Genomic DNA, 23175 nt, shown 5'->3' with positions numbered 1-23175 from the left:
GGAAGCCGCCGTGACGGATGATTGGGGGATTAGCTACGATACCAGGCCGCGATGTTCCAGCTGTCGACATCCCAGCCCGAATGGTCGTGCGAGAGGTTGTTCAGCGAGGCCGCGATACGGGTCCGCGACAGGATGGGCAGGATAACGTTGGCCTCGCAGAAGATCTCGTTGACCTTGATCAGGAGCGCGGCGCGCTTGGCCGGGTCGAGCTCCTTCTGCGCGGCCTTGTAGGCCTTGTCGGCCTCCGGATCGGAGTAGCGCGAGACGTTGCGGCCCAGCCACTTGTTCTCCTTCGTCGCGATCTCCCAGGAAACGAACTGGTTGAGGAAGCGCTCCGGATCGGGCTGCGGTTGCGTCGTCGTGTACATCTCCATGTCAGCGTACAGCTTCGTGTAGGTGTCGGGATTGGCGACGTCCGACGAGAAGAACACCGAGGCCGTCACCGACTTCAGCTCCAGATCGATGCCGGCGCGCTGGCAGGCCTGCTTGATGATGGCCTGGGTCTTCTGGCGCGGGGCGTTGATCGAGGTCTGGTAGACATACTTGAGCTTCTTGCCGTCCTTCTCGCGGACGCCGTCCGAGCCCTTCTTCCAGCCCGCATCGTCGAGGATCTTGTTCGCCTTCTCGATGTTGAACTCGTATTTGAGCTTCTGCGACTTGAACTGTGCCGGCGCATTGACGAAGCTCGCGGTCGCGACGCCGCCGCGGCCATAGATGAACTTCTGGATCGAGTCGCGGTCGATCAGCAGGTTGATCGCCTGGCGAACGGCCGGGTCCGACAGGGTCGGGTGCTTGGTCTTGACGCTGGAGCGCTCGCCATCGACCTCGGTCCACGGATCGGTCGTGTTGAGGGTGATGAACTCGATATCGCCCGAGGCCACGGCGCTGATCTTGCCGCGCCCGCCGGTCTCCATGCGCTTGAGGACCTCGTCCTCGACCTGGAGGTTCCAGGCATAGTCGTATTCGCCGGTCTGCAGGACCGCACGCGCCGCCGAGACCGCGTCGCCGCCGCCCTTGACCTCGATCGTGTCGAAATGCGGCTGGACCTTGACATGGTAGTCTTCGTTGCGGGCGCCGGTCAGGATGTCGCCCGGCTTGAACTCGACGAACTTATAGGGGCCGGTGCCGACGGGCTTGAGGTTCGCGGGAGCCTCGCGCGATTTCGCGCCCTTGTACTCGCCGAAGACATGCTTCGGGATGATCATGCCGGCGACGCCGACATAGGGATCGGCCCAGAATGGCGTGGCCTCGGCGAAGATCACCTTGACGGTGTGCGCGTCGACCTTCTCGACCTTGATGTCCTTGTAGGAGCCGGTGGTGTAGGCGGCCGTCGCCGGATCGGCGGCGTATTCCCAGGTGAAGACGACGTCGTCGGCGGTCAGCGGCTTGCCGTCATGCCATTTCACGCCCTGCTTGATCTTCCAGGTTACGGTCTTGCCGTCGGCGGAGAGGCCGCCATTGGCCTTGGTCGGGACTTCCGCGGCGAGCTGCGGGATCAGGTTGCCTTCCTTGTCCCAGCCGGCGAGCGGCTCGTAGAAGATGCGCGAGGCGATCTGGTCCTTGGTGCCCGAGGCGAAATGCGGGTTCAGCAACGTCGGGGCCTGCCAGAGCAGCATCTTGAGCGGACCGCCGCCGCCGGCCTTGGTCGGCTTGTAGGGCAGCGTGGCATTCGCCAGCGCGACATCGTTCCACATCAGGATCTGGGTCGCCATCGGCGCGGCGATGCCGACCGCGGCCATCTTCTGCATGAAGGAGCGTCGCGAGAGCGTGCCTTCCTTCACATCCGCGACGAGGCCGCGGATTTCTTGATCTTTCATCGAATGCCTCCACCTTTAAGCAAAATTGATCCCCGGCGCCTTCGCGCCGTGTTCTCGTTGATGGCCTCAGCAAGGCATGTGCCAACGAAAGCGTCAACTGTGCAGCGCAGGGCAGATGCGCGTCTGCCGCGATGCGCGGTCGCGGCATGGGTTCGCATTTGCATGAATTTGCTCAATAATTCGGCACGGGAACAATTTTATGCCGATCCGGCCCCGAAGACGACAGTTTTCTTTCCGTTGAGAACATCGCTTTTCGTGATCTCGCGTGCGGCATCGTCATCATGGCGACCAAGTCCGTGATGGTGTCGACGTTCCGGTCCGGACAGGACTGCCATTCTTGAATCGGGGCGCTATCGGGGTGCCTTGACTCGTCTATGCCAAAAATGGAATGTTTGTTCCAATCAGCAGGGGCTCCAAAAAATTCCTGCCATTCGCTTCGGGAGGCGGGTCCTTGACGCAGGCCGGTTCGTTCAGCCGTGATCTTCACGGTAGGGTTGCGATCGTCACCGGCGGCAGCCAGGGGCTCGGCGAGGCGATCGCCCGCGAATTCGCCGCTCGCGGCGCTCGCGGTCTTCTCCTGACCGGGCGCAATGCGCAGCGTGGCGAGGCGGTGGCGGACAGCCTGCGGAAGGCCGGCTGCGAGGCACGCTTCCATCGGGTCGATCTTGCCGATCTCGAGGCCGTCCGTCAGGTCGTGCCCGCGGCTGAAGCGGCCTTCGGGCATCTCGACATCCTCGTGAACGCGGCCGGCGACACCGATCGCGGCACCATCTTCGATACCACGCCGGCGCTGTACGAGCGCATCATGGCGGTGAACCTGCGGGCACCCTTCTTCCTGATCCAGGATGCCGCCGACCTGATGCGCAGGCAGGATGTTCCCGGCGCCATCGTCAACATCCAGTCGATGTCGGCGCATGGCGGCCAGCCCTTCCTCTCCGCCTACAGCGTCTCGAAGGCGGCTCTGGCGGCGCTGACGAAGAATGCGGCCTATGGGCTCCTGAAGCACCGCATCCGGGTCAACGGCCTCAATATCGGCTGGATGGCGACGCCGGGCGAGGATGCGATCATGAAGCTGCGCCATGAGGCCAAGGATGATTGGTTGGTCGAGGCCAATGCCTCCCAGCCCTTCGGCCGCCTGATCGATCCGCGCGAGGTCGCCAAGGCCGTCGCCTATCTCGCCTCTGCCGAATCCGGGCTGATGACCGGCTCGAATATCGATTTCGACCAGACCATTCTGGGCGCCCACGACTAGCCCCGGATTTTCACCGCGGCGTCCGCGCCGCAAGACTGCCTGACGAGACGCGACGACGGAAATGACGAAGGCCATGAAGATCGGATTGCTGGGCGCCGGCCGTATCGGGCGCATCCATGGGCTGAACGTCGCGGCGCGCGGTGATGCCGCGCTGGTCGCCGTCACCGACGCGATGCCGGAAGCCGCTGCCTCGCTCGCCGCCGCTGCCGGCGCCAAGGCCACGAGCGCCGGGGCGATCCTGGCCGACGCCGCGATCGACGCCGTGCTGATCTGCACCCCGACCGACACCCATGCCGACCTGATCGAGCAGGCGGTCTCAGCCGGCAAGGCCGTGTTCTGCGAGAAGCCGGTCGATCTCGACGCCGCCCGCATCCGCCGCTGCCTCGCGACCGTGGAAAAGTCCGGCAGGCCGCTGATGATCGGCTTCAATCGCCGCTTCGACCCGAATTTCGCCGCGTTGGAAAAACGGCTGCGCGCGGGCGAGGCCGGCGCGATCGAGATCGTCACCGTGATTTCGCGCGACCCCGCGCCGCCGCCGGTCGATTACGTCAGGCGCTCGGGCGGGCTCTTCCGCGACATGATGATCCATGACTTCGACATGGCGCGCTTCCTCCTGGCCGAGGAGCCGGTCGAGGTCTTCGCGCTCGGTTCCGCCCTGGTCGACAAGGCGATCGGCGAGGCCGGCGATGTCGATACCGCCGCCGTGATCATGAAGACGGCCTCGGGCCGGATCGCCCAGATCTCGAATTCGCGCCGCGCCAGCTATGGCTACGACCAGCGCATCGAGGTCCACGGCTCGAAGGGTATGCTGCGCGCCGGCAATATCCACGAGACCACGGTGGAGATCGCGACGGGGCAGGGCTTCCGCGCCGACCCCGTGCAGAACTTCTTCCTGGAGCGCTATGCCGCGGCCTATCGCGCCGAGCTCGATGCCTTCATCGCCGCCTGCAACGGCAAGGCCTTGGCTTCGCCGACCGGGCTCGACGGCCTGAAAGCGCAGATCCTCGCCGATGCGGCAACGGAATCCGCGCAGACCGGCAAGCCCGTCCGCGTCGATCTCGGGGGCAAGTGATGGCCGCTGGTTCGATGTCCCCGTCTGAACGCGACCTGCGCTACTATGCGGCCCTCGGTCTCGCGGCCGAGGCGAGCCATCTGGCACTGGGCTATTTCCAGAAACGGGAATCCCTCGGCATCACCATGAAGGGCGCACAGGACTGGCTGACCGTCGCCGACGGCAAGGTCGAGGATTTCCTGCGCCGCCGCCTCTCCGAGCTCTTCCCGAACGACACTGTCATCGGCGAGGAGGGCGGCGGCGAGGCCTCCGATGCCGTCTGGATTCTCGACCCGATCGACGGCACCGCGAATTTCGCCCATGGCGACCGCAACTGGTGCATCTCCATCGGCTTCCTGGCGAACCGCAAGCCGGAGATCGGCGTCGTCGCGGCCCCGGCCCTGGGCGAGGTCTATGCGGCGCGGCGCGGTGCCGGCGCGACCCTGAACGGCGATCCCATCAAGGTCTCCGGCGCGACCGATATCGCCCGCGCCTCGGTCGAGCTCGGCTGGTCGACCCGCATTCCCGCGCAGAACTACCTCAAGGTGATCGAGCGCGGCTATGCGGCGGGCGCCGCGATGAAGCGCGGCGGCTCCGGCACGCTCGGGCTCTGCCATGTCGCGAACGGCTCGAGCGACGCCTATGGCGAACTCCATATCAACGCCTGGGACGTCGCCGCCGGCATCGTCATCGCCGGCGAGGCGGGCGCCTCCATCAATGACTTCTTTGCCGGCGAGGGGATCGCCAGGGGCAATCCGATCCTGTGCTGCACGCCGGCGCTGGCGGCGCCGTTGCGGGAGATCACCGGAATCGTTTAGCCAGCGTCATATTCCATTGATCTTTCGCAAAAATTCATCTCAGCTTCGGCTCAAGCGACAAGAAACGAAAGATCCGAACAGGGAGGTTCACATGCAGACGAAATCCTGGCTCAAGGCGGGGCTCTTCGCCGCGCTCGCGACGGCGGCCTTCGCCGCCACCCCCGCCCGCGCTCAGGGCTCGCTCGTGATGTATTGCGGTGTCCAGGAGGAATGGTGCCGCGCCATGTCGACGGCTTTCGAGAAGGAGACCGGCATCAAGGTCGCGATGACCCGCAAGTCCGCGGGCGAGATCTATGCCCAGCTCAAGGCCGAATCCTCCAATCCGCGCGGCGATATCTGGTGGGGCGGTACGGGCGATCCGCATCTGCAGGCGGCCGAAGAAGGTCTGACGCAGGACTATGAATCGCCGAAGAACAAGGAATTGCATGGCTGGGCGCTCGACCAGTGGAAGGCGGCCAAGCACCGCTCGGTCGGCATCTATGCCGGTGCGCTCGGCTTCGGCTTCAACACCGAGCAGATCAAGGCGAAGGGCATTCCCGAGCCGAAATGCTGGGCCGACCTGCTCAATGCCAAGCTGAAGGACGACGTCCAGGTCGCCGATCCCAATTCCTCGGGCACGGCCTATAACCTGCTGGCGACGGTGATCCAGTTGATGGGCGAGGACAAGGGCTTCGAATACCTCAAGGCCCTCCACAAGAACGTCAGCCAGTACACCAAGTCGGGCGCCGCCCCGGCCAAGGCCGCGAGCCTCGGCGAGACCGCCGTCGGCATCGTCTTCATCCATGACGCGGTGGTCTTCGCCGTCCAGGGCGACCCGATCAAGCCGGTCGCGCCCTGCGAGGGCACGGGCTACGAGATCGGCTCGATGTCGATCGTCAAGGGCGCGCGCAATCTGGAGAACGCCAAGAAGTTCTACGACTGGGCCCTGACCCCGGCCGCCCAGGCGCTGGCCGCTCCCGCGAAGTCCTATCAGGTGCCGTCGAACAAGGCCTCGCCGGTGCCGGCGCAGTCGCCGAAGATGGATCAGATGAAGCTGATCAACTACGACTTCGTGAAATACGGCTCCTCGGCGGAGCGCACCCGCCTGCTCGCCAAGTGGGACAAGGAAGTCAAGGCGCTGCCGAAGTAGGCTTGCGTCTCTCCGGCGTGCTTCCGGACGATCTCGGAAACACGCCGTCATCCCGGGCTTGACCCGGGATCCATGCCTGAACCTCCGCCGGATGCGCTCCGGCATGGATCCCGGATCTCCGCTTCGCTGCGTCCGGGATGACGCAGGAGGTTCGGGCGCAGAAAACGAGGCTGGGCCATGAAAGCCGGGGCAACCGGTTCGGGCCGACAGGACATGTGAGGGCAGGGCAACCATGGCGCCGGCGACGAGACTCGTGCTGCTGATCGGCTGGCTCGGCTATGCGCTGATGCCCTGGTATCTCGTCGAGGGCATGAGCCTGACCAACTGGGCCTGGCTCGCAGAATACCCGTTCGGCAAGGCCGGCAGCGCGCTGGCGCTCTCGCTGTCCGGCCAGACGCCCTGGCTCCTGCCGGTGGGCGTCGCGCTGGCCGTCGCGACGGCCTTCTGGGGCAGCGCCGACCGCCAGCGCACCGCGACGGTGCTGATCTGGACCGGTCTCCTCGGCATGGCCCTGTTCTTCGCACAGGCCTTCTCGATCGTGCTGAAGGACCAGGGTATTTCCTGGCTCGCCGCCCTTCTCGGCGGGGCCGGAGCCTCCCAGCGCGGCATCGGCGGCGGCGCCTTCCTGACGCTGCTCTCGCTGCTTTTCCTGCTCTGCCACGGCCTGGCCTATCGCGGCATCTGCCGCGGCGACCTCTTCACGACCTCGACGATCGGCCTCGTCGTCCTGCTGATCGGCATCTTCATCTTCTTCCCGGTCGCGATCATCCTGAAGAGCGCGCTGGTCGACCAGAACGGCGCCTTCGCGCCGGCGGCCTTCATCGAGCGCTTCCTCGATTCCTCGATCTGGGGGCTGGGCTGCCTCAGCGCCAACGTCAATTGCGGCGTCGCCTGGAACACGCTGATCCTCGCGGTGCTCTGCGGCGTGATCACGACGCTGCTCGGCCTCGCCTGCGCGCTGCTGATCCTGCGGACCGGCATGCCCGGCAAGCGCGTGATGCGGGCGCTGACGGTGTTGCCGATCATCACCCCGCCCTTCGTCATCGGCCTCGCGCTGATCCTGCTCTTCGGCCGCGCCGGCGCGGTCTCCACCCTTCTCTACGAGTGGTTCGACATCCCGCGTTCGCGCTGGCTCTACGGCCTGCCGGGCGTGCTCCTGGCGCAGGTGCTGGCCTTCGCGCCGATCGCCTTCCTCGTCCTGATCGGCGTGGTGCAGGGTATCTCGCCCAGCCTGGAGGAGGCCTCGCAGACTCTCGGCGCCAAGCGCTGGCAGACCTTCCGCACCGTGACCTGGCCGCTTCTCAAGCCCGGCATCGCCAATTCCTTCCTGCTCGGCTTCGTCGAGAGCATGGCCGATTTCGGCAATCCGCTGGTGCTCGGCGGCAATTTCGAGGTGCTCTCGACCAAGATCTTCTTCGCGGTTGTCGGAGCTTCCTACAATCAGGGGCAGGCGGCGGTGCTCGCCATCGTGCTGCTCGCCTTCACGCTCGGCGCCTTCTGGGTGCAGCAGCGCTGGCTCGGCGACAAGTCGTACACGACGGTCACCGGCAAGGGCGATGCCGGCCTGCCGACGCCGCTGCCGCGCCGCATCACCTGGCTGTCCGCCGCCGTGATCGTGCCCTGGGTCGCGCTGACCGTGGTGATCTATGTCGTGATTCTCGTCGGCGGCTTCGTCCGCAACATGGGCCGTGACTATTCCCCGACCCTCCAGCATTATCTGACCGGCTTCGCGATCGACTTCAGCAACGGCATCTATTTCCAGGGCTCGGCCTGGCCGTCCTTCTTCACCACGGTGAAGGTCGCGGCGATCTCGGCGCCGCTGACCGCGGTGATCGGCCTGCTCACCGCCTATCTGCTGACGCGCCAGCGCTTCAGCGGCCGGGCCGGGCTGGAATTCGCGACGATGCTCTCCTTCGCCATTCCCGGCACGGTGCTCGGCGTCGCCTATATCCTCGCCTTCAACGTGCCGCCGGTCGAGATCACCGGCACCGGCCTGATCCTCGTCATCGCCTTCGTCTTCCGCAACATGCCGGTCGGCGTGCGCTCCGGCATCGCCGGCCTCTCGCAGATCGACAAGAGCCTGGACGAGGCCTCGACCACTTTGCGCGCCCGCAGCTTCACCACGCTCTGGCGCGTGGTGCTGCCGCTGCTCAAGCCGGCGCTGGTCTCGGCGCTGGTCTATTCCTTCGTGCGCTCGATGACGGCGGTCAGCGCGGTGATCTTCCTGGTCTCGGCCGAGTACAACCTCTCCACCGCCTATATCGTCGGGCGCGTCGAGGCGGGCGAGTTCGGTCTCGCCATCGCCTATTCCTCGGTCCTGATCGTCTTCATGGCGCTCGGCATCGCGCTGATCCAGTTCCTCGTCGGCGAGCGCAAGCTCGGCCGGCGTGCCCGCACCACCACCGTTTCGGCGCCTGCGCCCGCTCCCGCGATCGGATAAGGATTCACATCGAGATGGCCAAGGCCGGACCCGCTTCCGTCGAGTTCCGCAACGTCTCCATGCGCTATGGCGCGGTGACGGCGGTCGACAACATCAACTTCACCATCGAAGCCGGCAAGCTGGTGACGCTGCTCGGCCCCTCCGGCTGTGGCAAGACCACGACCCTGCGCATGATCGCAGGGCTGGAGATCGCCAGCGAAGGTCAGATCCTGATCGGCGGCAGGGACGTGACCAAGCTCTCGGCCGCCGATCGCGACGTCTCGATGGTGTTCCAGTCCTACGCGCTCTTTCCCCATATGAGCGTGCTCGACAACGCCGCCTATGGCCCGACCGTGAAGGGCCTGGGCAAGGACGAGGCCAGGCAGATGGCGCTGGAGAAGCTGGCGCTGGTCGGCCTCAAGGGCTTCGAAAGCCGCTATCCGTCCGAGCTTTCGGGCGGCCAGCAGCAGCGCGTCGCGGTCGCCCGCGCGCTCGTGCTGGAGCCGCAGGTGCTGCTCTTCGACGAGCCGCTCTCCAATCTCGATGCCAAGCTGCGCCGCCGCGTCCGCGAGGAAATCCGCGAGTTGCAGCAGAACCTCAACCTGACCGTGGCCTATGTCACCCACGACCAGGAGGAAGCGCTCGCCGTCTCCGACCGCATCATCGTGATGTCCAACGCCCGGATCGCGCAGGAAGGCGCGCCGCGCGACCTCTATGAACAGCCCTCCAACGCCTTCGTCGCCGACTTCATCGGCGATGCCAATCTGGTCGACGTCACCGTGAAGACGGTGGCGGACGGCAGTGCCGAGGTCGCGATCGGCGCGGCGATGGTCAGCCTGCCGGCGCGCGGTCTCGGCGCCGGCCCGGCCAAGGTGGCGATCCGGCCGGAAGCGCTCTTGCTGGGCGAGGCCGGTCAGGCGGACTCGCTGCCCGGCACGATCCGCAAATGCGCCTATCTCGGCAACCATCTCGACATCATGGTCGAGACCGAGGTCGGCGAGCTCTTCGTGGTCCAGTATGGCGGCCGCGAGATGCTGGAGCCGGGCAGCCCGGTGTCGGTTTCCTTCGCGAACAAGGGCGTGACGCTGATTCCACCGGCCTGATCGCCGACTTGAAGAGACCCTGAGCCCTCATCCTGAGTGTCTAACTGGAAAATCCCCCGAGCCCTCGTCCTGAGGAGCCATTTCGAGAGAAATGGCGTCTCGAAGGATGTTCCAGGAGGCTCTGCAGACATCTGGAGCATCCTTCGAGACGCCGCTTGCGCGGCTCCTCAGGATGAGGGCTTCGGCATTCGGGGGCATCGTACGTAGTCGCGACCGCTTCATGAGAAGCGCTGCCCAAATATCAGCACTTTCGCCGCGTATTTCTGTTGAGTTGGCTAATCAAAAATTGATAGATTCAGCCGAAGATCAGCACCTGAATCGGGGAAAGACCGCACGAAAATGGCCACGGGCGAGAGCGCAACCACCATCTTGATCCATCTTGCCGGCGGCGTCGCGCTGCTGATCTGGGCGGTCAGGCTGGTGCGAACCGGCGCGATGCGCGCCTTCGGCTCCCAGCTCAGGCAGGCGCTGCAGAGCTTCACCCGCAATCGCTTCGCTGCCTTCGGCAGCGGCGTCGCGGTGACGATGGTGCTGCAGAGCTCAACCGCGACGACGCTGCTGGTCTCCTCCTTCGCCGGTCAGGCGCTGATCGTGCCGGCCATGGCGCTCGCGGTGCTGCTTGGCGCCAATCTCGGCACGGCGCTCGCCGCCTTCGTCATCTCGATGGATCTCGGCTGGCTCTGGGGCCTCTGCGTCGCCATCGGCGTCGCCATGTACCTCTCCAGCGAGGCGATGGAACGCCCGCGCAATATCGGCCGCGTGCTGGTCGGCATCGGCCTGATCCTGCTCTCGCTGATCGAGCTCAACACGGCCGCGGCGCCGCTGGCGCAGTCGCCGACCTTCCGCACCGTTCTTGCCGCCATGGGCTCGGAGCCGCTGCTCGGCATCCTCGCCGCCATCGCCGCGACCTGGATCGTGCATTCCTCGATCGCGATCATCCTGCTCGTCGCGACCTTCGCGGCGTCGGGCCTGTTCCCGCCGGCGACGGCGCTGACGCTGGTCATCGGCGCCAATCTCGGCAATGCCGTGATCCCGGTGCTCGATCAGCTCGGCGCGCCCGCCGCCCAGCGCCGCGCCGCCGTCGGCAATCTCGTCACGCGCCTGATCCTGGCGCTCGCGGTCCTGCCCTTCGTCGGCCCGCTCTCGGCCTGGCTCGTCAGCCTGCCTTCCGCGGATGCGAGGCTCGCCATCGAATTCCACGTCATGCTCAACATCGTCGGTGCCCTGGTCTTCCTGCCCTTCGTCGGGCCGATCTCGGGACTGGTCGAGCGCTTCATGCCCGGCAAGGACGGGAAGGCGGAGGCCGTGACGCCGCGCTATCTCGATCCGAACGCGCTCGACAGCCCCACCGAGGCGCTTGCGGGCGCCATGCGCGAGGCTTTGCGCCTCGGCGATCGCGTCGAGGGCATGCTGCGCGATACGATGACGCTGCTGGAGAAGGACGAGCTCAAGCTCTCCCGCGCCATCGCGCAGGCCGATGACGGCGTCGACACGATCCACGAGTCGATCAAGCTCTATCTGGTCAAGGTCTCCCGCAACGAGCTTTCCGAGGAGGAGAGCCGGCGCCTGTTCGAGATCATCACGCTGATCACCAATCTCGAGCATATCGGCGACATCATCGACAAGAACCTGCGCGAGCTCGCCGAGAAGAAGATCCGCAAGCGCTATTCCTTCTCGCCGGAGGGGCTGGCGGAGATCCGCGACTTCCATCATCGCGTCGCTTCGGCGCTGGCCTTGGCGCTCAATGTCTTCGCCACGCGCGACATCGTGCTCGCCCGCCAGCTCTTCGCCGACAAGGCGGCGATGCGCGATGCCGAGCGCCGCGCCACCGACAGCCACTTCCAGCGCTTGCGCTCGGGCCGGCCGGAATCGATCGAGACCAGCGCGATCCATCTCGACATCATCCGTGATCTCAAGCGCATCCACGGCCATATCGTCTCGATCGCCTACCCGATCCTGGAGAGCGCCAACGAGCTGCGCGAAAGCCGCCTGCGCGACACGAAGGCGGCCGCTGCGCAGCGCGAGACGCCGGCCGTGCTCATCCCCGCCGCGCATTCGGGCGGGTAAGGGGCGCCTGGATGTCATTCCGGGGCATTGCGCAGCAATGAACCCGGAACCCACGACTGGGTGAGACATCGTACGACCCCGTTGCTGGCGGCTCGCCCGGTCGTGGGTTCCGGGTTCGCGCCTATGGCGCGCCCCGGAATGACAAATCTCTTCCGATAACGCGGCGCCGCCAGGACGATCGCGGCGCCCGCGAGGCAAATGATGCCGCCGTCACATCCCAACGGTCAGGTCTGATCCCTTCGACCGCCCAGAGCCAGCCGAGCGAGGCGGCGATATAGACACCGCCATAGGCGGCGAAGGCGCGCCCGGCCGCGGCACTCTCGACCAAAGTCAGGAGCCAGGCGAAGAGCCCGAGCGAAACGAGCCCCGGCAGCAGCCACCAGATCGGCTTGCCGAGCCGCAGCCAGCTCCAGAAGGCGAAGCAGCCGGCGATCTCGAAGAGGGCTGCGCCGATATAGGCGGCGATGGTCGGCATGAAACGATGCCCGTTGCAGGGCTTTTCGCGGCGCAGGCGCCAGTCTAAAGCGGTAAGCCTTCGAACGGAAACGCGCCGTCATCCCGGACAAGCCGCGTCAGCGGCGCCGATCCGGGATCCATGCCGGAGCGCTTCCAGCAAAGGTTCAGGCATGGATCCCGGGTTTCCGCTTCGCTGCGCCCGGGATGACGCGCCCAGACTGAGACAGGGCTGCGGTGGAAAAGCCGATACGTGACATCGCTATCATCGGCGCCGGCCCGGCAGGCCTGATCGCCGCCGAGCGGCTGGCCGGCGCCGGGCATCGCGTCACGATCTATGAGCGCATGGCGTCGCCCGCCCGCAAGTTCCTGCTGGCCGGGCGCGGTGGCCTGAACCTGACGCATTCCGAGCCCCTCGACGCCTTCCTTCACCGCTATCGCGAGGCAAGCGATTGGCTGGAACCGGCCCTGCGCGCCTTCCCGCCACAGGCCTTGCGTCACTGGGCGGACGGGCTCGGTGCGGAGACCTTCGTCGGCTCCAGCGACCGGGTCTTTCCCCGCGCGATGAAAGCCTCGCCCCTGCTGCGGGCCTGGCTCGCCCGGCTCGGCGGGCTGGGCGTCCGGCTGGCATCGGGCCGGCTCTGGACCGGCTGGGATGCGGACGGCGCGCTGACATTCCGCCTCGCGAGCGGCGAGGCCGAGACGGTCCGCCCCGATGCGACGCTGCTGGCGCTGGGCGGCGGGAGCTGGCCCCGGCTGGGATCCGATGGCGGCTGGGTGCCGTTACTCGCGGGACGCGGCATCGCGGTCTCGCCGCTCAGGCCCGCCAATGGCGGCTTCGCGGTCGCCTGGTCGCGGGTGATGAAGGAGCGTTTCGCCGGCCAGCCATTGAAGCGCATCGTCATCCGGCATGGGGACGAAATGGCGGCGGGAGAGGCGATGATCGATGCCGACGGCATCGAGGGCGGCGCGATCTATGCGCTGTCGGCACCGATCCGCGAGGCAGTCGTGCGCGACGGCGGCACCGCGATCGCGATCGACCTGCGGCCGGACCTCGCCCAGCCGGACCTTGCCGCCCGCCTTGCGAAGCGCCGCAAGGGCGAGACGCTGAGCAACCACCTGCGCAAGGCGGCGGGCCTCGCCCCGGTCGCCATCGCCCTGCTGCGCGATGCGGCCGGCGCAGCCCTGCCGGAGGCTCCGGACGCGCTTGCCGCTCTGGTCAAGGCCGCGCCGCTGCGTCTGGGCGCACCCATGCCGATCGCGCGCGCGATCTCGACGGCCGGCGGCATCGTCAGCGACGAGATCGATGCGGGTTTCATGCTGAACCGCCTGCCCGGCGTCTTCGCGGCAGGCGAGATGCTCGACTGGGAGGCGCCCACCGGCGGCTACCTGCTGCAGGCGAGCTTCACGACCGGCGTGGCGGCCGCTGCGGGCATCGAGGCCTGGCTTGCCGGACAGGGATGAACCAGCGCCGCGTTGCCGCGTTACCGCTCCATCGACTTGAAGGGAGCAGGACATGGCCGAGCCGCTGAAGCCCGGAACCGATGTGACATGGCGCTGGGGCGCGCATCGCGCCCGCGGCCGTGTCGAGCAGGTTTTCACGACTCCGGTCAGCCGCACCATCAAGGGCACGCGCGTACGCCGCAATGCTTCGGAGGCGAAGCCGGCCTATCTCGTGACCCAGCCCAATGGCGGCTACGCGCTCAAATCCCATAGCGAACTGGAGCGCGTTCAATGAGCCATATCGACCTGACGCCGCCTGAATCGGTCGCCAAGGCGGCCGCGAAGGGCCTCAGGCTGCGGCAGCAGTTCAACCGCGGCGGCACGCAGATCGGCGTCGCCCGCGCCCGCGACCTCAGCAACCGCCGCAGGTTGAGCTCCGATACGGTGCGGCGCATGGCGAGCTATTTCGCCCGCCATGCCGTCGACAGGCAGGCGAGGGGCTTCGGCGACAAGGACGATCCCTCCGCCGGCTGGATCGCCTGGCTGCTCTGGGGCGGCGATGAAGGTCGCGAGTGGTGCGAGCGCAAGAAGGCGGAGCTGGAGCGAAAGGAAGAAGAGGCGAAAAGGAGCGCCTGACGATTGCGATTGCGGGAGCTTCCCCAATCTAGGCGCTGGGCGACGCTCCTGCTTCCTGCCATCTCCTGTCACCAATCATGCCGGCCGAGCGCCGCGCCCTCTCGCATCGCGGCCCGTTCCGCCCCATATTACGGCCATGCCGAAAAGCTCCGACACCACCGCGACCAAGCCGAAAGCGGCGAAGAAGCCCGCTTCGGCCCGCACGCCGAATTCCAAGGCGACCAAGCCCGAGCTGAAGCCGCTCGAAGGCTATCTCGCCGACCTCCTGAACCCGGCGATCAACCGCGGCACGGCGGTGCCGGGCGGCGCTTCCGGTTTCAGCGACAGGCCGCAGGCGGGCTATGAACCAAAGCCGGACTACGCGCTGGAACGGCCGGGCGGCGAGGAGCGGCCAAAGCGCAAGCTCTCCAGGAAGGCCGACTCCGCCTTCATCGGCGCCGAGGGCGCGGCCGCCGCGACGGCAAGCTCGCTGCAGCATCTGCTGGAGACCGGCAGCCCCTTCATCCAGCCCGGCAAGCCCTGGACGCCGCACCGGCCCGAGCGCCCGGAGAAATCGGAAGGCGGCATCCGCTTCCAGATGAAGAGCGACTTCTCCCCGTCAGGCGACCAGCCGACCGCGATCGCCGATCTCGTCGACGGCATCCGCCGGCAGGAGCGCGATCAGGTGCTGCTCGGCGTCACCGGCTCGGGCAAGACCTTCACCATGGCCAAGGTGATCGAGGAGACGCAGCGCCCGGCGCTGATCCTCGCGCCCAACAAGACGCTCGCGGCGCAGCTTTATGGCGAGTTCAAGAGCTTCTTCCCCGACAACGCGGTCGAGTACTTCGTCTCCTACTACGACTATTACCAGCCGGAGGCCTATGTTCCGCGCTCGGACACCTATATCGAGAAGGAATCCTCGATCAACGAGCAGATCGACCGCATGCGCCATTCGGCGACGCGCTCCCTGCTCGAACGCGACGACGTGATCATCGTCGCCTCGGTCTCCTGCATCTACGGTATCGGCTCGGTCGAGACCTATACGGCGATGACCTTCTCGGTGAAGCTCGGCGAGCGCATCGAGCAGCGCCAGCTCATCGCCGATCTCGTCGCGCTCCAGTACAAGCGCACCCAGCATGAATTCGTCCGCGGCACCTTCCGGGTGCGCGGCGACGTCATCGAGCTCTATCCGGCGCACTACGAGGACCGGGCCTGGCGCATCGGCCTGTTCGGCGACGAGGTCGAGTCGATCGCCGAGTTCGACCCGCTGACCGGCCAGAAGACCGGCGAGCTCGAATTCATCAAGGTCTACGGCAATTCGCACTACACCACGCCGCGCCCGACGCTGACCCAGGCGGTGAAGTCGATCAAGGAGGAGCTGAAGGCCCGCCTCGACGAGCTCAACCGCATGGGCCGCTTCCTGGAGGCGCAAAGGCTAGACCAGCGCTGCACCTTCGACATCGAGATGATCGAGGCCACCGGCTCCTGCAACGGCATCGAGAACTATTCGCGCTATCTCACCGGCCGCAAGCCGGGCGAGCCGCCGCCCACCCTGTTCGAATACCTGCCCGACAACGCGCTGGTCTTCACCGATGAGAGCCATGTCACCGTGCCGCAGATCGGCGGCATGTACCGGGGCGACTTCCGCCGCAAGGCGACGCTGGCCGAATATGGCTTCCGCCTGCCCTCCTGCATGGACAACCGGCCCTTGCGCTTCGAGGAATGGGACGCGATGCGGCCCCAGTCGGTGCATGTCTCGGCCACGCCCGGCGGCTGGGAGATGGACCAGACCGGCGGCGTCTTTACAGAGCAGGTCATCCGCCCAACCGGGCTGATCGACCCGCCGGTCGAGATCCGCCCCGCCAAGCATCAGGTCGCGGACCTCCTGGACGAGGTCAAGGAGGTCACCGAGAAGGGCTATCGCACGCTGGTCACCGTGCTGACCAAGCGCATGGCCGAGGACCTGACCGAATACCTGCACGAGAACGGCGTGCGCGTGCGCTACATGCACTCGGACATCGACACGATCGAGCGCATCGAGATCCTGCGTGATCTCCGGCTCGGCGCCTTCGACGTGCTGGTCGGCATCAACCTGCTGCGCGAGGGGCTCGACATCCCCGAATGCGGGTTCGTCGCCATTCTCGACGCCGACAAGGAGGGCTTCCTGCGCTCCGAGACCTCGCTGATCCAGACCATCGGCCGCGCCGCGCGCAATGTCGACGGCAAGGTCATCCTCTATGCCGATCACGTCACCGGCTCGATGGAGCGGGCGATGGCGGAGACCAATCGCCGCCGCGAGAAGCAGGTCGCCTATAACGCGGAACACGGCATCACGCCGCAGACGGTGAAGAAGAACATCGGCGACATCCTCGGCTCGGTCTATGAGCGCGACCATGTCACGGTCGACAAGGGGCTGGTGGCGCCGGCCTCGGGCCACAACCTCAAGGCCGCGATCGCCGATCTCGAGAAGCGCATGCGCGAGGCCGCGGCCGATCTCGAATTCGAGACGGCGGCCCGCCTGCGCGACGAGATCAAGCGCCTGCAGGCGACGGAGCTGGCGATTTCGGACGATCCGCTCGCCCGGCAGGGCGATGTCGAGGCCTCCGCCGGCAAGTACAAGGGCGAGCGCAGCTACGGCTCCAGCGCCAACCTGCCGCCGACCCGCGCCCGCAAGCCCACGGACGCGGATATGGGCCCGCATAATCTCGGCGGCGGCGAGGGCAAGCCGAAAGCCGGCGAGAAGCCGAACCCGCTGCTGACCGGCACCTCACGGGTGCGGAAGCCGACACTGGACGAGATGGGCCCGGTGCCGGAATCGCGGCCTAAGGGGGCTGCGGAGAGACGGAAAAGGAGGTAGTTCTAGAGATGTTTACCGGTGCGTTCGAATAGATTCCGGCGTGATCACCACAAACATGCGACGATCTCGCGTGCCGTTACCTGCTTTCCATTCGTGGTCAATCAAAGAGATGGCGGTTAATAGGCGAGAAGCTGCTTGGGACTCGCGGCATTTTTCGAAGCGTATCAAACTCAATTTTCGGTACCGTCGCTGACCGATCCCAGTTCTAGCTGCGATGGCCTTGAAATCGCCGTCCATCGTAATCAAAACGGCATTGTTTGCTTCGGCTACGGCCGCAACCAGCGTATCTGGCGAGTCTGGAGCTGTTTTGGTGCGAAGCCGGATGACTACACGGCCTTCCGCTTCGAGCGCCTTGGATACCGATTCGGGTACGCAGTGATCAATGAAGAACTGCATAGCCGAGAGATCTGTCACGCTACACGCATATCGCTATGCTGAATTGCGGCATGTACGTCTTCGGGTGTTAGGTCAGGGTACTCATCGATGATTTGTCGAACACTATAGCCGTCTTCATGCAGGCGCTTAATCGAAGCGACAGGAATGCGTGTGCCAGCAACAACCCACGCATTTCGCGCAATGCTGCGATTGCGGCTCAGGTGGCCGAGCGTCTCTTTCCGGCGCTTGCTGAATGTAACAATATCTGCGTTCGTGTCGTCAATGACCTGTTTTAGTGGAATACCAAGAAGATATTGACCACTTAGCACTCCTTCGGGCTTCCCCGTTTCTGGATTCACGAAGCTGACTTCTTTATTCACGACGAAGAGAGTAGTCTTCGTCCATAGTCCATCCTTTAGATGGGCCAGTTTCGCGGCAACTTTCCGAAGGTGTTGAAGTGGAACTCCGTTCTGGACTCTGAGCATTTCGAGGGTACGCAGAGCTACAACGTCCTTAAAGGAATAGAAACGACTATAGGCAAGGCGTGCATCTTCTTCGACGAAGCTGGGCTTGAAAAAGTCAGTCTTTGCCCAATAGCGAAGCCGGCCTTTTGTCAGGCTGGTCATCCGCTCAACCTGCTCTTCCGAAAATGCAGCAACAAGGCTGCTTATGTCGAGCGTGGGAGCGACGTCTGAAGGGGGGCGCCTTCCGGTCATCTAAATTCGTTCTCCTGCTCGAACTAATAGCACGTCAGAATCAGGAACGGAATCCCATCTTTTGGGCCGCCGCTCGAACAAGCTCGTTGATCGATAACGGTAATATGGTGACGTGCTATCCTCCTGCCATGACCGTCCCCTCCGCCTTCGTCCACGCCTCGCGCGATTTCGAACGCTTCCTGCTCGATGCGCGCGATGAGCTTGGGCTCGGCACCACGCATCAGAGCTATGCGGCGGTGCTGGCCGTGCTGGTCACCTTCCGGGCGCGATTGACGCCCGCGGAGGGCGTGACCTTCGCGAACGCCCTGCCGCCGCTGCTCGGCGCCATGTTTCTGCAGGGCTGGGACACGGCGCAGCCGCCAAAACCCTTCGCCGACCGCGCGGCGCTGACGCGGGAGGCGATCGGCCACCGCCACGACCATACGCTCCTGCCCGAAACCGGCATCGCCGATGTCGCCCGGGCGCTGTGCCGGCATGTCGACCCGCAAGCCTTCGAGCGCGCGCTGGCCAAGCTGCCGCCGGGCGCGCGGGAGTTCTGGGCGGTCTGAGCCTCAGGCCCCGTCGAAAGCCGCGTGATAGCGCACCGTGCCGGCCGGCGGTTCCGCGCCGAAGCCGAGGCACATGAAATATTCCGGCGGCACGCCCTCCAGCACCAGCGCCGGATCATTGGCGAAGCCGAAGCGGCCGTAATAGGCGGGGTCGCCGAGCAGGACGCAGCCACCGGCGCCGATCTCGCGCAGGCGCCGCAGGCCCTCGCGGATCAGCCCGGAGCCGATGCCGCCACGCTGCCGGCCCGGCCGCACCGAAACCGGCCCAAGCCCGAACCAATCGCGCGCCGCCCCGTCGATCGTCACCGGCGAGAAGGCGACATGGCCGACGATCGCGCCATCTTCGACGGCGACGAGCGAGAGCGTCAACGCCCCCGCCGCGCGCAGGCCGTCGACGATCGCGGCTTCGGTGCCGCTGCTATGCGGCGCCGTCGCGAAGGCCTCCGTGGTCAGGGCGCGGATGGCGTCGGTATCGGCGGGCTGTTCGGGGCGGATTTGCATGCGGGGCTTATGCCATGCCGGGGTCGTGATGTGGAACCGTGTGGCCTTCTGCCGTCATGCTCGGGCTTGTCCCGAGCATCCATGTCTTGCGCCCTGGACGCGCGAAGACGTGGATGGTCGTCACAAGGGTGACCACGACGGGCAGGCGCGGCCGGCGGCCGAAACTTATCCCCGCCCACATAGCCCATGCCTATTCTCGGCCACCTCACCCCGAGGGGCGGCCATCCGGAGGCATGCTGCATGGCGGGGCGGGGGCGGCGCCCTGCGACCGGGTTTGCACCCCGGACTCGGGAGGCTGCGGGAACCGCCCTGGGCGTACTACGGCGCCTGTGCGAGGAGCTCGCTAGGAGAGGCGGCGCGGCGGTTGTGAGGCGGCAGACGCGCGACGACCCGCTGAGGGAAGCTGGCGCGCCCTGTCCGTCCGTGATCGACGCTCCGCCCAACGGAAGCGCGGCCCGCAGCTTTCAATAACGCCGTCGAGCGGAGCGCCACGGGGCGTGCGGATGGTGGCTCAATCCATCCGCGCCGCATCCTGGCTCAATGGAAGCGGCCGATACCCCCGCGCCTCGCGGCGCTCCGCTGCCCCTCATTCTCCCCGCACGCGGCGGCGCGGGCGGCCGCAGGTGCTTGCGCGGAATCTTGCCGTCATGCTCGCCCTTGTGGCGAGCATCCACGTCTTGAACACCGCATGGCTCGAAGGAAGACGTGGATGGTCGGGACAAGCCCGACCATGACGGCGATAGCTGCTCCCTGCCAACGCAGATGTGATGGCCCGGCTGCAACTTGGCCGTGGCAGGCTGGTTGTCGGGAGGCGCGCGGCTCGCGCGCCCGAGCAGGGAGACGTTGCATGACGATGCTGAACCGCCGCCGCCTTCCCGTCCTTCTCGCCGGCCTCGCCGCCACCGTCGCGCTGCCGGCGCTGGCGCATCACGGCTGGGCCTGGGCCGAGGGCGAGCAGATGACGCTCAAGGGCAAGATCAGCAAGATATCGATGGCCCCGCCGCATCCGATGCTGATGGTCGAGTCCGAGGGCAAGCTCTGGCAGGTCGATCTCGGCAATCCCAACCAGACCGAGCGCTCCGGCTTCCGCGGTGATACGGCCAAGCCCGGCGATGCCATCACCGCGCTCGGAAACCGCCATCTCGACAAGACCAAGCTGCATATGAAGGCCGTGCGCATCACCCTCGCCGGCAAGGATTACGACATGTATCCGGAGCGCATTCGCACCAACTGATCATGCCGGAGCTGATTGAGGCCCTGGGACATTGGCCGGGCGCGCTGTGGCTGCAGCGCTCCGGCACGGCCTATCTCGTCGTCAACGCCGCCCATATCCTCGGCATCGGCCTGCTGGTCGGCGCGATCCTGCCGCTCGATCTTCGATTGATCGGCCTGCTGCGCGGTGCGCCGCTCGCCGTGCTCGCGCCCTTCCTGACCCGTGCCGCCGCTTTCGGCCTCGCGCTGGCGCTCCTGACCGGCGCCTGGCTCTTCACGGTGAAGCCGTCGGAATATGCGGGCAATCCGGCCTTCCTCGCCAAGCTCGCCCTGCTCGTGATGGCGCTCGGCAATATCGCGCTCCAGCATCGAGGCAGGGCGTTGGCGGAAGCCTTGGCGACGGAGCGGGTTTCAGGGCGCGTGCGGGCGAGCGCGCTCGCCTCCTTCACGCTCTGGCTGGCGGTGCTGCTGGCGGGGCGCTGGATCGGTTTCGTCTAGGCCGCGACGGCGAGCTGCGTGTCGAGCTTGCGGATCGCGGTGCTCAGTTCCGGCTCGTCGACGAGGTCGGCGGCGTCGGCGAGCTTGAACCAGTGCAGGTCGCGCTGGTGCTGCTCGGCCCAGCTGTCGAGCTGCTGCTCGACCTCGAGCAGGTAGAGCTTCACCTCGCAGAGCGTGAAATGGTCGCTCATCCGCTTCCAGTAGGTATAGCGCCCGGCCGGCTTCTCGCTGACGCGGCCGATCACGCCGGCCTCCTCATAGGCCTCGCGCGCGGCGGCGTCGCGGTCCTTGAGGCCCTTCATCGGCCAGCCCTTGGGCACGATCCAGCGGCGCGTGGTCCGCGATGTCACGAGCAGGATCTCCGTCGAGCCGTCGGCGGCATGGCGGATCGGCATGGCGGCGATCTGCGATCGCTTCTCCCCCGGTTTCCGCCTGGCCTTCTTCATCGCTGCTGGGCTCTCCCGCTCGCCTGCACATTCGTCCGGCTTCGAATCACAGATGTTCGCCGGAGCGAATAAATATTGCATCGATTCGCGGAAATGGAAGGGGCGTTCCGCGGATTCCGCTCAGGCCTCCGCTTCGCGCGCCGGTTCGTCCGCGGCGTCCTCGCAGCGCGACAGCCGCAGCACCAGCCAGCCGCACAGGCCCGACAGCAGCGAGCCCGCGAGCACACCGATCTTGGTCTGGTCCTGCAAGGCTTCCGAGGCTGGGAAGGCGAGCAGGCCGATGAACAGGCTCATGGTGAAGCCGATGCCGCAGAGCAGAGCGATGCCGTAGAACTGCGCCCAGGAGGCCCGGGCCGGCAGGTCGGCGAGCCCGCTGCGGATCGCCAGCCAGCCGAAGCCGAAGACGCCGATCTGCTTGCCGAGGAACAGCCCGAGCATGATGCCGAGCGGCACGGCCTGGCCGAGCGTCGCGAGGCCGAGCCCGGCGAAGGAGACGCCGGCATTGGCGAAGCCGAAGATCGGGATGATCAGGAAGGCGACAGAGGGGTGCAGCGCGTGCTCCAGCCGGTGCAGCGGCGAGGTGGCGTCGTCCGGCTTCGCGGGCGAGGGCGTGAGCGGGATCGTCAGCGCCAGCGCGACGCCGGCCAGCGTGGCGTGCACGCCGGATTTCAGGGTGAAATACCAGAGCGCCGCACCGAGCAGGAGATAGGGAGCGAGCCGCATCACCCCGAGCCGGTTCAGCGCGACGAGCGCGACGAGCGTCGCGGCCGCGAGCCCGAGATGCAGGCCGGAGAGCTCGGCGGTGTAGAAGATCGCGATGATGATCACCGCGCCGAGATCGTCGAGGATCGCCAGCGCGGTCAGGAAGATCTTGAGCGAGGCCGGCACGCGCGGGCCCAGCAGCGACAGCACGCCGAGCGCGAAGGCGATGTCGGTGGCGGCGGGAATGGCCCAGCCGCGCAGGGTTTCGGGCGAGCCGAGATTGAAGCCGGCATAGACCAGCGCCGGGGCGATCATGCCGCCGAGCGCTGCAAAGCCCGGCAGCGCCCGGCGCGCCCAGCTCGACAACTGCCCGTCCAGCATCTCGCGCTTGATCTCGAGGCCGACGAGCAGGAAGAACACCGCCATCAGCGCATCGTTGATCCAGTGCAGGACCGACAGCCCCAGCACATAGCTCTTCAGCACGCCGAAATAGATTGGCGCGGCCGGCGAGTTGGCGACGACGAGCGCCAGCGCTGCGACCGCCATCAGGACGATGCCGCCCGCAGCTTCGCTGTCCAGGAAGTCCCGCAGAGCGGAAAGGGGTTTCGTCCGGGTCGCGGTGGCGGCCATCAAGCTCTCCTCTGTCGATCAGGATAGAAGAGATACGACAGGCTGCCGTCGATGGCCAAGTTTGCCGATGCCGCAGCGCGAATTCAGAGTTTCTTGCCGTCCTTGTCGAACTGTTTGAGGAAGGCGATCAGATCCTGGATCTCCTTCTCGCTCCTGATGCCGACGAAGATCATCTTTGTGCCGGGGATCTTGGCTTTCGGGTTTCTGATGTACTCGGCGAAGGTCGCCTCGTCCCAGGTCAGGCCCGAATTCTTGTTGGCGGCCGAATAGCTATAGCCTTCGACCGCCCCCGAATGCCGGCCGATCAGCCCGTTGAGCTCCGGGCCGACCAGATTGCGCGCGCCTTCGCCGATCTGATGGCAGGATCGGCATTTGGCGAAGGAGCGCTCGCCGGCCGAAATGTCCTGCGCCGCTGCGGGCTGGGCGAGGAGGGGGAGCAGGAGGACGAGGCCGGCGAGGATGGCGCGCATGATCATGTCTTTCGACTTGGAGACATTCTCAACTTAGCGCCGAGACGCGGGGC

The 23175-nt window shown here is 66.3% G+C and carries 21 protein-coding genes and 1 pseudogene; 14 read left to right on the top strand and 8 right to left on the bottom strand.

Features of this window, described 5'->3' with window-relative positions:
• Positions 1 to 29 precede the first annotated feature (29 nt).
• The gene (locus OCUBac02_RS21140) at positions 30 to 1817 is read right to left on the bottom strand and encodes a peptide ABC transporter substrate-binding protein (RefSeq protein WP_173048430.1); all 1788 of its coding nucleotides are present in this window, start codon (positions 1815 to 1817) and stop codon (positions 30 to 32) included.
• Between the two features lie 451 nt (positions 1818 to 2268).
• Between OCUBac02_RS21140 and OCUBac02_RS21135 the strand changes: the two genes are divergently transcribed.
• The 7 genes from OCUBac02_RS21135 to OCUBac02_RS21105 all read left to right on the top strand — a co-directional run bounded on the left by OCUBac02_RS21135 (position 2269) and on the right by OCUBac02_RS21105 (position 11656).
• Positions 2269 to 3069 carry an SDR family oxidoreductase gene (locus tag OCUBac02_RS21135; protein ID WP_244639008.1) on the top strand — a complete coding sequence of 267 codons (801 nt, stop codon included), beginning with the start codon at positions 2269 to 2271 and terminating at the stop codon, positions 3067 to 3069.
• Positions 3070 to 3142: 73 nt separating this feature from the next.
• Complete coding sequence (iolG, locus tag OCUBac02_RS21130; protein WP_173048427.1) at positions 3143 to 4141, top strand: inositol 2-dehydrogenase; 999 nt, start codon at positions 3143 to 3145, stop codon at positions 4139 to 4141.
• Positions 4142 to 4155: 14 nt separating this feature from the next.
• The gene (locus OCUBac02_RS21125; protein WP_173048425.1) at positions 4156 to 4938 is read left to right on the top strand and encodes an inositol monophosphatase family protein; all 783 of its coding nucleotides are present in this window, start codon (positions 4156 to 4158) and stop codon (positions 4936 to 4938) included.
• 91 nt (positions 4939 to 5029) lie between these two features.
• On the top strand, positions 5030 to 6067 hold the full coding sequence (locus tag OCUBac02_RS21120; RefSeq protein WP_047580648.1) for an ABC transporter substrate-binding protein: 1038 nt from the start codon (positions 5030 to 5032) through the stop codon (positions 6065 to 6067).
• A gap of 232 nt (positions 6068 to 6299) precedes the next feature.
• A complete protein-coding gene (locus OCUBac02_RS21115) occupies positions 6300 to 8507 on the top strand; it encodes an ABC transporter permease (RefSeq protein WP_173048423.1) in 2208 nt (735 codons plus the stop codon).
• 14 nt (positions 8508 to 8521) lie between these two features.
• The gene (locus tag OCUBac02_RS21110; protein WP_173048421.1) at positions 8522 to 9589 is read left to right on the top strand and encodes an ABC transporter ATP-binding protein; all 1068 of its coding nucleotides are present in this window, start codon (positions 8522 to 8524) and stop codon (positions 9587 to 9589) included.
• 339 nt (positions 9590 to 9928) lie between these two features.
• Positions 9929 to 11656, top strand: a complete 1728-nt coding sequence (locus OCUBac02_RS21105; RefSeq protein ID WP_173048419.1) for a Na/Pi cotransporter family protein — start codon at positions 9929 to 9931, stop codon at positions 11654 to 11656.
• Positions 11657 to 11814: 158 nt separating this feature from the next.
• Here the strand turns inward: OCUBac02_RS21105 and OCUBac02_RS21100 are convergent.
• Positions 11815 to 12131, bottom strand: a pseudogene (locus tag OCUBac02_RS21100) (YnfA family protein); the annotation flags it as partial.
• Positions 12132 to 12346: 215 nt separating this feature from the next.
• Between OCUBac02_RS21100 and OCUBac02_RS21095 the strand changes: the two are divergent.
• From OCUBac02_RS21095 to uvrB, 4 genes are all read left to right on the top strand, one after another.
• Positions 12347 to 13573 carry a TIGR03862 family flavoprotein gene (locus OCUBac02_RS21095; RefSeq protein WP_244639007.1) on the top strand — a complete coding sequence of 409 codons (1227 nt, stop codon included), beginning with the start codon at positions 12347 to 12349 and terminating at the stop codon, positions 13571 to 13573.
• A gap of 52 nt (positions 13574 to 13625) precedes the next feature.
• Positions 13626 to 13847, top strand: coding sequence for a hypervirulence associated TUDOR domain-containing protein (locus OCUBac02_RS21090; protein ID WP_047576139.1), 222 nt, complete (start codon positions 13626 to 13628; stop codon positions 13845 to 13847).
• The gene (locus OCUBac02_RS21085; protein ID WP_047576141.1) at positions 13844 to 14188 is read left to right on the top strand and encodes a hypothetical protein; all 345 of its coding nucleotides are present in this window, start codon (positions 13844 to 13846) and stop codon (positions 14186 to 14188) included. The genes OCUBac02_RS21090 and OCUBac02_RS21085 overlap by 4 nt, the downstream gene beginning before the upstream one ends.
• A 136-nt stretch (positions 14189 to 14324) precedes the next feature.
• Positions 14325 to 17024, top strand: coding sequence for an excinuclease ABC subunit UvrB (gene uvrB / locus OCUBac02_RS21080; protein ID WP_173048417.1), 2700 nt, complete (start codon positions 14325 to 14327; stop codon positions 17022 to 17024).
• A gap of 12 nt (positions 17025 to 17036) precedes the next feature.
• Here the strand turns inward: uvrB and OCUBac02_RS21075 are convergent, their stop codons facing one another.
• Both OCUBac02_RS21075 and OCUBac02_RS21070 read right to left on the bottom strand, forming a co-directional pair.
• The gene (locus OCUBac02_RS21075; RefSeq protein WP_173048415.1) at positions 17037 to 17420 is read right to left on the bottom strand and encodes a DUF5615 family PIN-like protein; all 384 of its coding nucleotides are present in this window, start codon (positions 17418 to 17420) and stop codon (positions 17037 to 17039) included.
• Positions 17421 to 17434: 14 nt separating this feature from the next.
• Entirely contained in the window at positions 17435 to 18115 is a 681-nt protein-coding gene (locus tag OCUBac02_RS21070; RefSeq protein WP_173048413.1) for a DUF433 domain-containing protein, read from the bottom strand.
• 128 nt (positions 18116 to 18243) lie between these two features.
• Here OCUBac02_RS21070 and OCUBac02_RS21065 point away from each other — a divergent pair, with 128 nt between their 5' ends.
• Positions 18244 to 18663, top strand: coding sequence for a DUF2267 domain-containing protein (locus tag OCUBac02_RS21065; RefSeq protein WP_173048411.1), 420 nt, complete (start codon positions 18244 to 18246; stop codon positions 18661 to 18663).
• 3 nt (positions 18664 to 18666) lie between these two features.
• On the opposite strand, the gene OCUBac02_RS21060 is transcribed toward OCUBac02_RS21065, so the two are convergent.
• Positions 18667 to 19164, bottom strand: a complete 498-nt coding sequence (locus OCUBac02_RS21060) for a GNAT family N-acetyltransferase (protein ID WP_173048408.1) — start codon at positions 19162 to 19164, stop codon at positions 18667 to 18669.
• An 847-nt stretch (positions 19165 to 20011) separates the two neighbouring features.
• Between OCUBac02_RS21060 and OCUBac02_RS21055 the strand changes: the two genes are divergently transcribed.
• A complete protein-coding gene (locus OCUBac02_RS21055) occupies positions 20012 to 20398 on the top strand; it encodes a DUF6152 family protein (RefSeq protein WP_091858370.1) in 387 nt (128 codons plus the stop codon).
• A gap of 2 nt (positions 20399 to 20400) precedes the next feature.
• A complete protein-coding gene (locus OCUBac02_RS21050; RefSeq protein ID WP_173048406.1) occupies positions 20401 to 20874 on the top strand; it encodes a DUF6644 family protein in 474 nt (157 codons plus the stop codon).
• Here OCUBac02_RS21050 and OCUBac02_RS21045 read toward each other — a convergent pair.
• From OCUBac02_RS21045 to OCUBac02_RS21035, 3 genes are all read right to left on the bottom strand, one after another.
• On the bottom strand, positions 20871 to 21320 hold the full coding sequence (locus OCUBac02_RS21045) for an NUDIX hydrolase (RefSeq protein ID WP_047579912.1): 450 nt from the start codon (positions 21318 to 21320) through the stop codon (positions 20871 to 20873). The genes OCUBac02_RS21050 and OCUBac02_RS21045 overlap by 4 nt on opposite strands.
• A 120-nt stretch (positions 21321 to 21440) precedes the next feature.
• Positions 21441 to 22652 (bottom strand): Na+/H+ antiporter NhaA, encoded by a 1212-nt coding sequence (gene nhaA / locus OCUBac02_RS21040; RefSeq protein ID WP_173048404.1) that lies wholly within the window; start codon positions 22650 to 22652, stop codon positions 21441 to 21443.
• Between the two features lie 83 nt (positions 22653 to 22735).
• On the bottom strand, positions 22736 to 23122 hold the full coding sequence (locus OCUBac02_RS21035; protein ID WP_173048402.1) for a c-type cytochrome: 387 nt from the start codon (positions 23120 to 23122) through the stop codon (positions 22736 to 22738).
• Positions 23123 to 23175: the final 53 nt, after the last annotated feature.

Source organism: Bosea sp. ANAM02 (genome assembly GCF_011764485.1).
In the GTDB taxonomy this organism is placed as follows: domain Bacteria; phylum Pseudomonadota; class Alphaproteobacteria; order Rhizobiales; family Beijerinckiaceae; genus Allobosea.
This window is presented reverse-complemented; position numbering and strand designations above follow the sequence as displayed.

Excerpts from the sequence above, each read along its gene's own strand:
- OCUBac02_RS21075 (WP_173048415.1), bottom strand. The coding sequence starts at position 17,420 with ATGCAGTTCTTCATTGATCACTGCGTACCCGAATCGGTATCCAAGGCG.
- OCUBac02_RS21090 (WP_047576139.1), top strand. The coding sequence starts at position 13,626 with ATGGCCGAGCCGCTGAAGCCCGGAACCGATGTGACATGGCGCTGGGGC.
- OCUBac02_RS21065 (WP_173048411.1), top strand. The coding sequence starts at position 18,244 with ATGACCGTCCCCTCCGCCTTCGTCCACGCCTCGCGCGATTTCGAACGC.
- nhaA (WP_173048404.1), bottom strand. The coding sequence starts at position 22,652 with ATGGCCGCCACCGCGACCCGGACGAAACCCCTTTCCGCTCTGCGGGAC.
- OCUBac02_RS21060 (WP_173048408.1), bottom strand. The coding sequence starts at position 19,164 with ATGCAAATCCGCCCCGAACAGCCCGCCGATACCGACGCCATCCGCGCC.
- OCUBac02_RS21070 (WP_173048413.1), bottom strand. The coding sequence starts at position 18,115 with ATGACCGGAAGGCGCCCCCCTTCAGACGTCGCTCCCACGCTCGACATA.
- OCUBac02_RS21035 (WP_173048402.1), bottom strand. The coding sequence starts at position 23,122 with ATGCGCGCCATCCTCGCCGGCCTCGTCCTCCTGCTCCCCCTCCTCGCC.
- OCUBac02_RS21110 (WP_173048421.1), top strand. The coding sequence starts at position 8,522 with ATGGCCAAGGCCGGACCCGCTTCCGTCGAGTTCCGCAACGTCTCCATG.
- OCUBac02_RS21050 (WP_173048406.1), top strand. The coding sequence starts at position 20,401 with ATGCCGGAGCTGATTGAGGCCCTGGGACATTGGCCGGGCGCGCTGTGG.
- OCUBac02_RS21045 (WP_047579912.1), bottom strand. The coding sequence starts at position 21,320 with ATGAAGAAGGCCAGGCGGAAACCGGGGGAGAAGCGATCGCAGATCGCC.
- uvrB (WP_173048417.1), top strand. The coding sequence starts at position 14,325 with ATGCCGAAAAGCTCCGACACCACCGCGACCAAGCCGAAAGCGGCGAAG.
- OCUBac02_RS21120 (WP_047580648.1), top strand. The coding sequence starts at position 5,030 with ATGCAGACGAAATCCTGGCTCAAGGCGGGGCTCTTCGCCGCGCTCGCG.
- OCUBac02_RS21085 (WP_047576141.1), top strand. The coding sequence starts at position 13,844 with ATGAGCCATATCGACCTGACGCCGCCTGAATCGGTCGCCAAGGCGGCC.
- OCUBac02_RS21055 (WP_091858370.1), top strand. The coding sequence starts at position 20,012 with ATGACGATGCTGAACCGCCGCCGCCTTCCCGTCCTTCTCGCCGGCCTC.
- iolG (WP_173048427.1), top strand. The coding sequence starts at position 3,143 with ATGAAGATCGGATTGCTGGGCGCCGGCCGTATCGGGCGCATCCATGGG.
- OCUBac02_RS21140 (WP_173048430.1), bottom strand. The coding sequence starts at position 1,817 with ATGAAAGATCAAGAAATCCGCGGCCTCGTCGCGGATGTGAAGGAAGGC.
- OCUBac02_RS21105 (WP_173048419.1), top strand. The coding sequence starts at position 9,929 with ATGGCCACGGGCGAGAGCGCAACCACCATCTTGATCCATCTTGCCGGC.
- OCUBac02_RS21115 (WP_173048423.1), top strand. The coding sequence starts at position 6,300 with ATGGCGCCGGCGACGAGACTCGTGCTGCTGATCGGCTGGCTCGGCTAT.
- OCUBac02_RS21125 (WP_173048425.1), top strand. The coding sequence starts at position 4,156 with ATGTCCCCGTCTGAACGCGACCTGCGCTACTATGCGGCCCTCGGTCTC.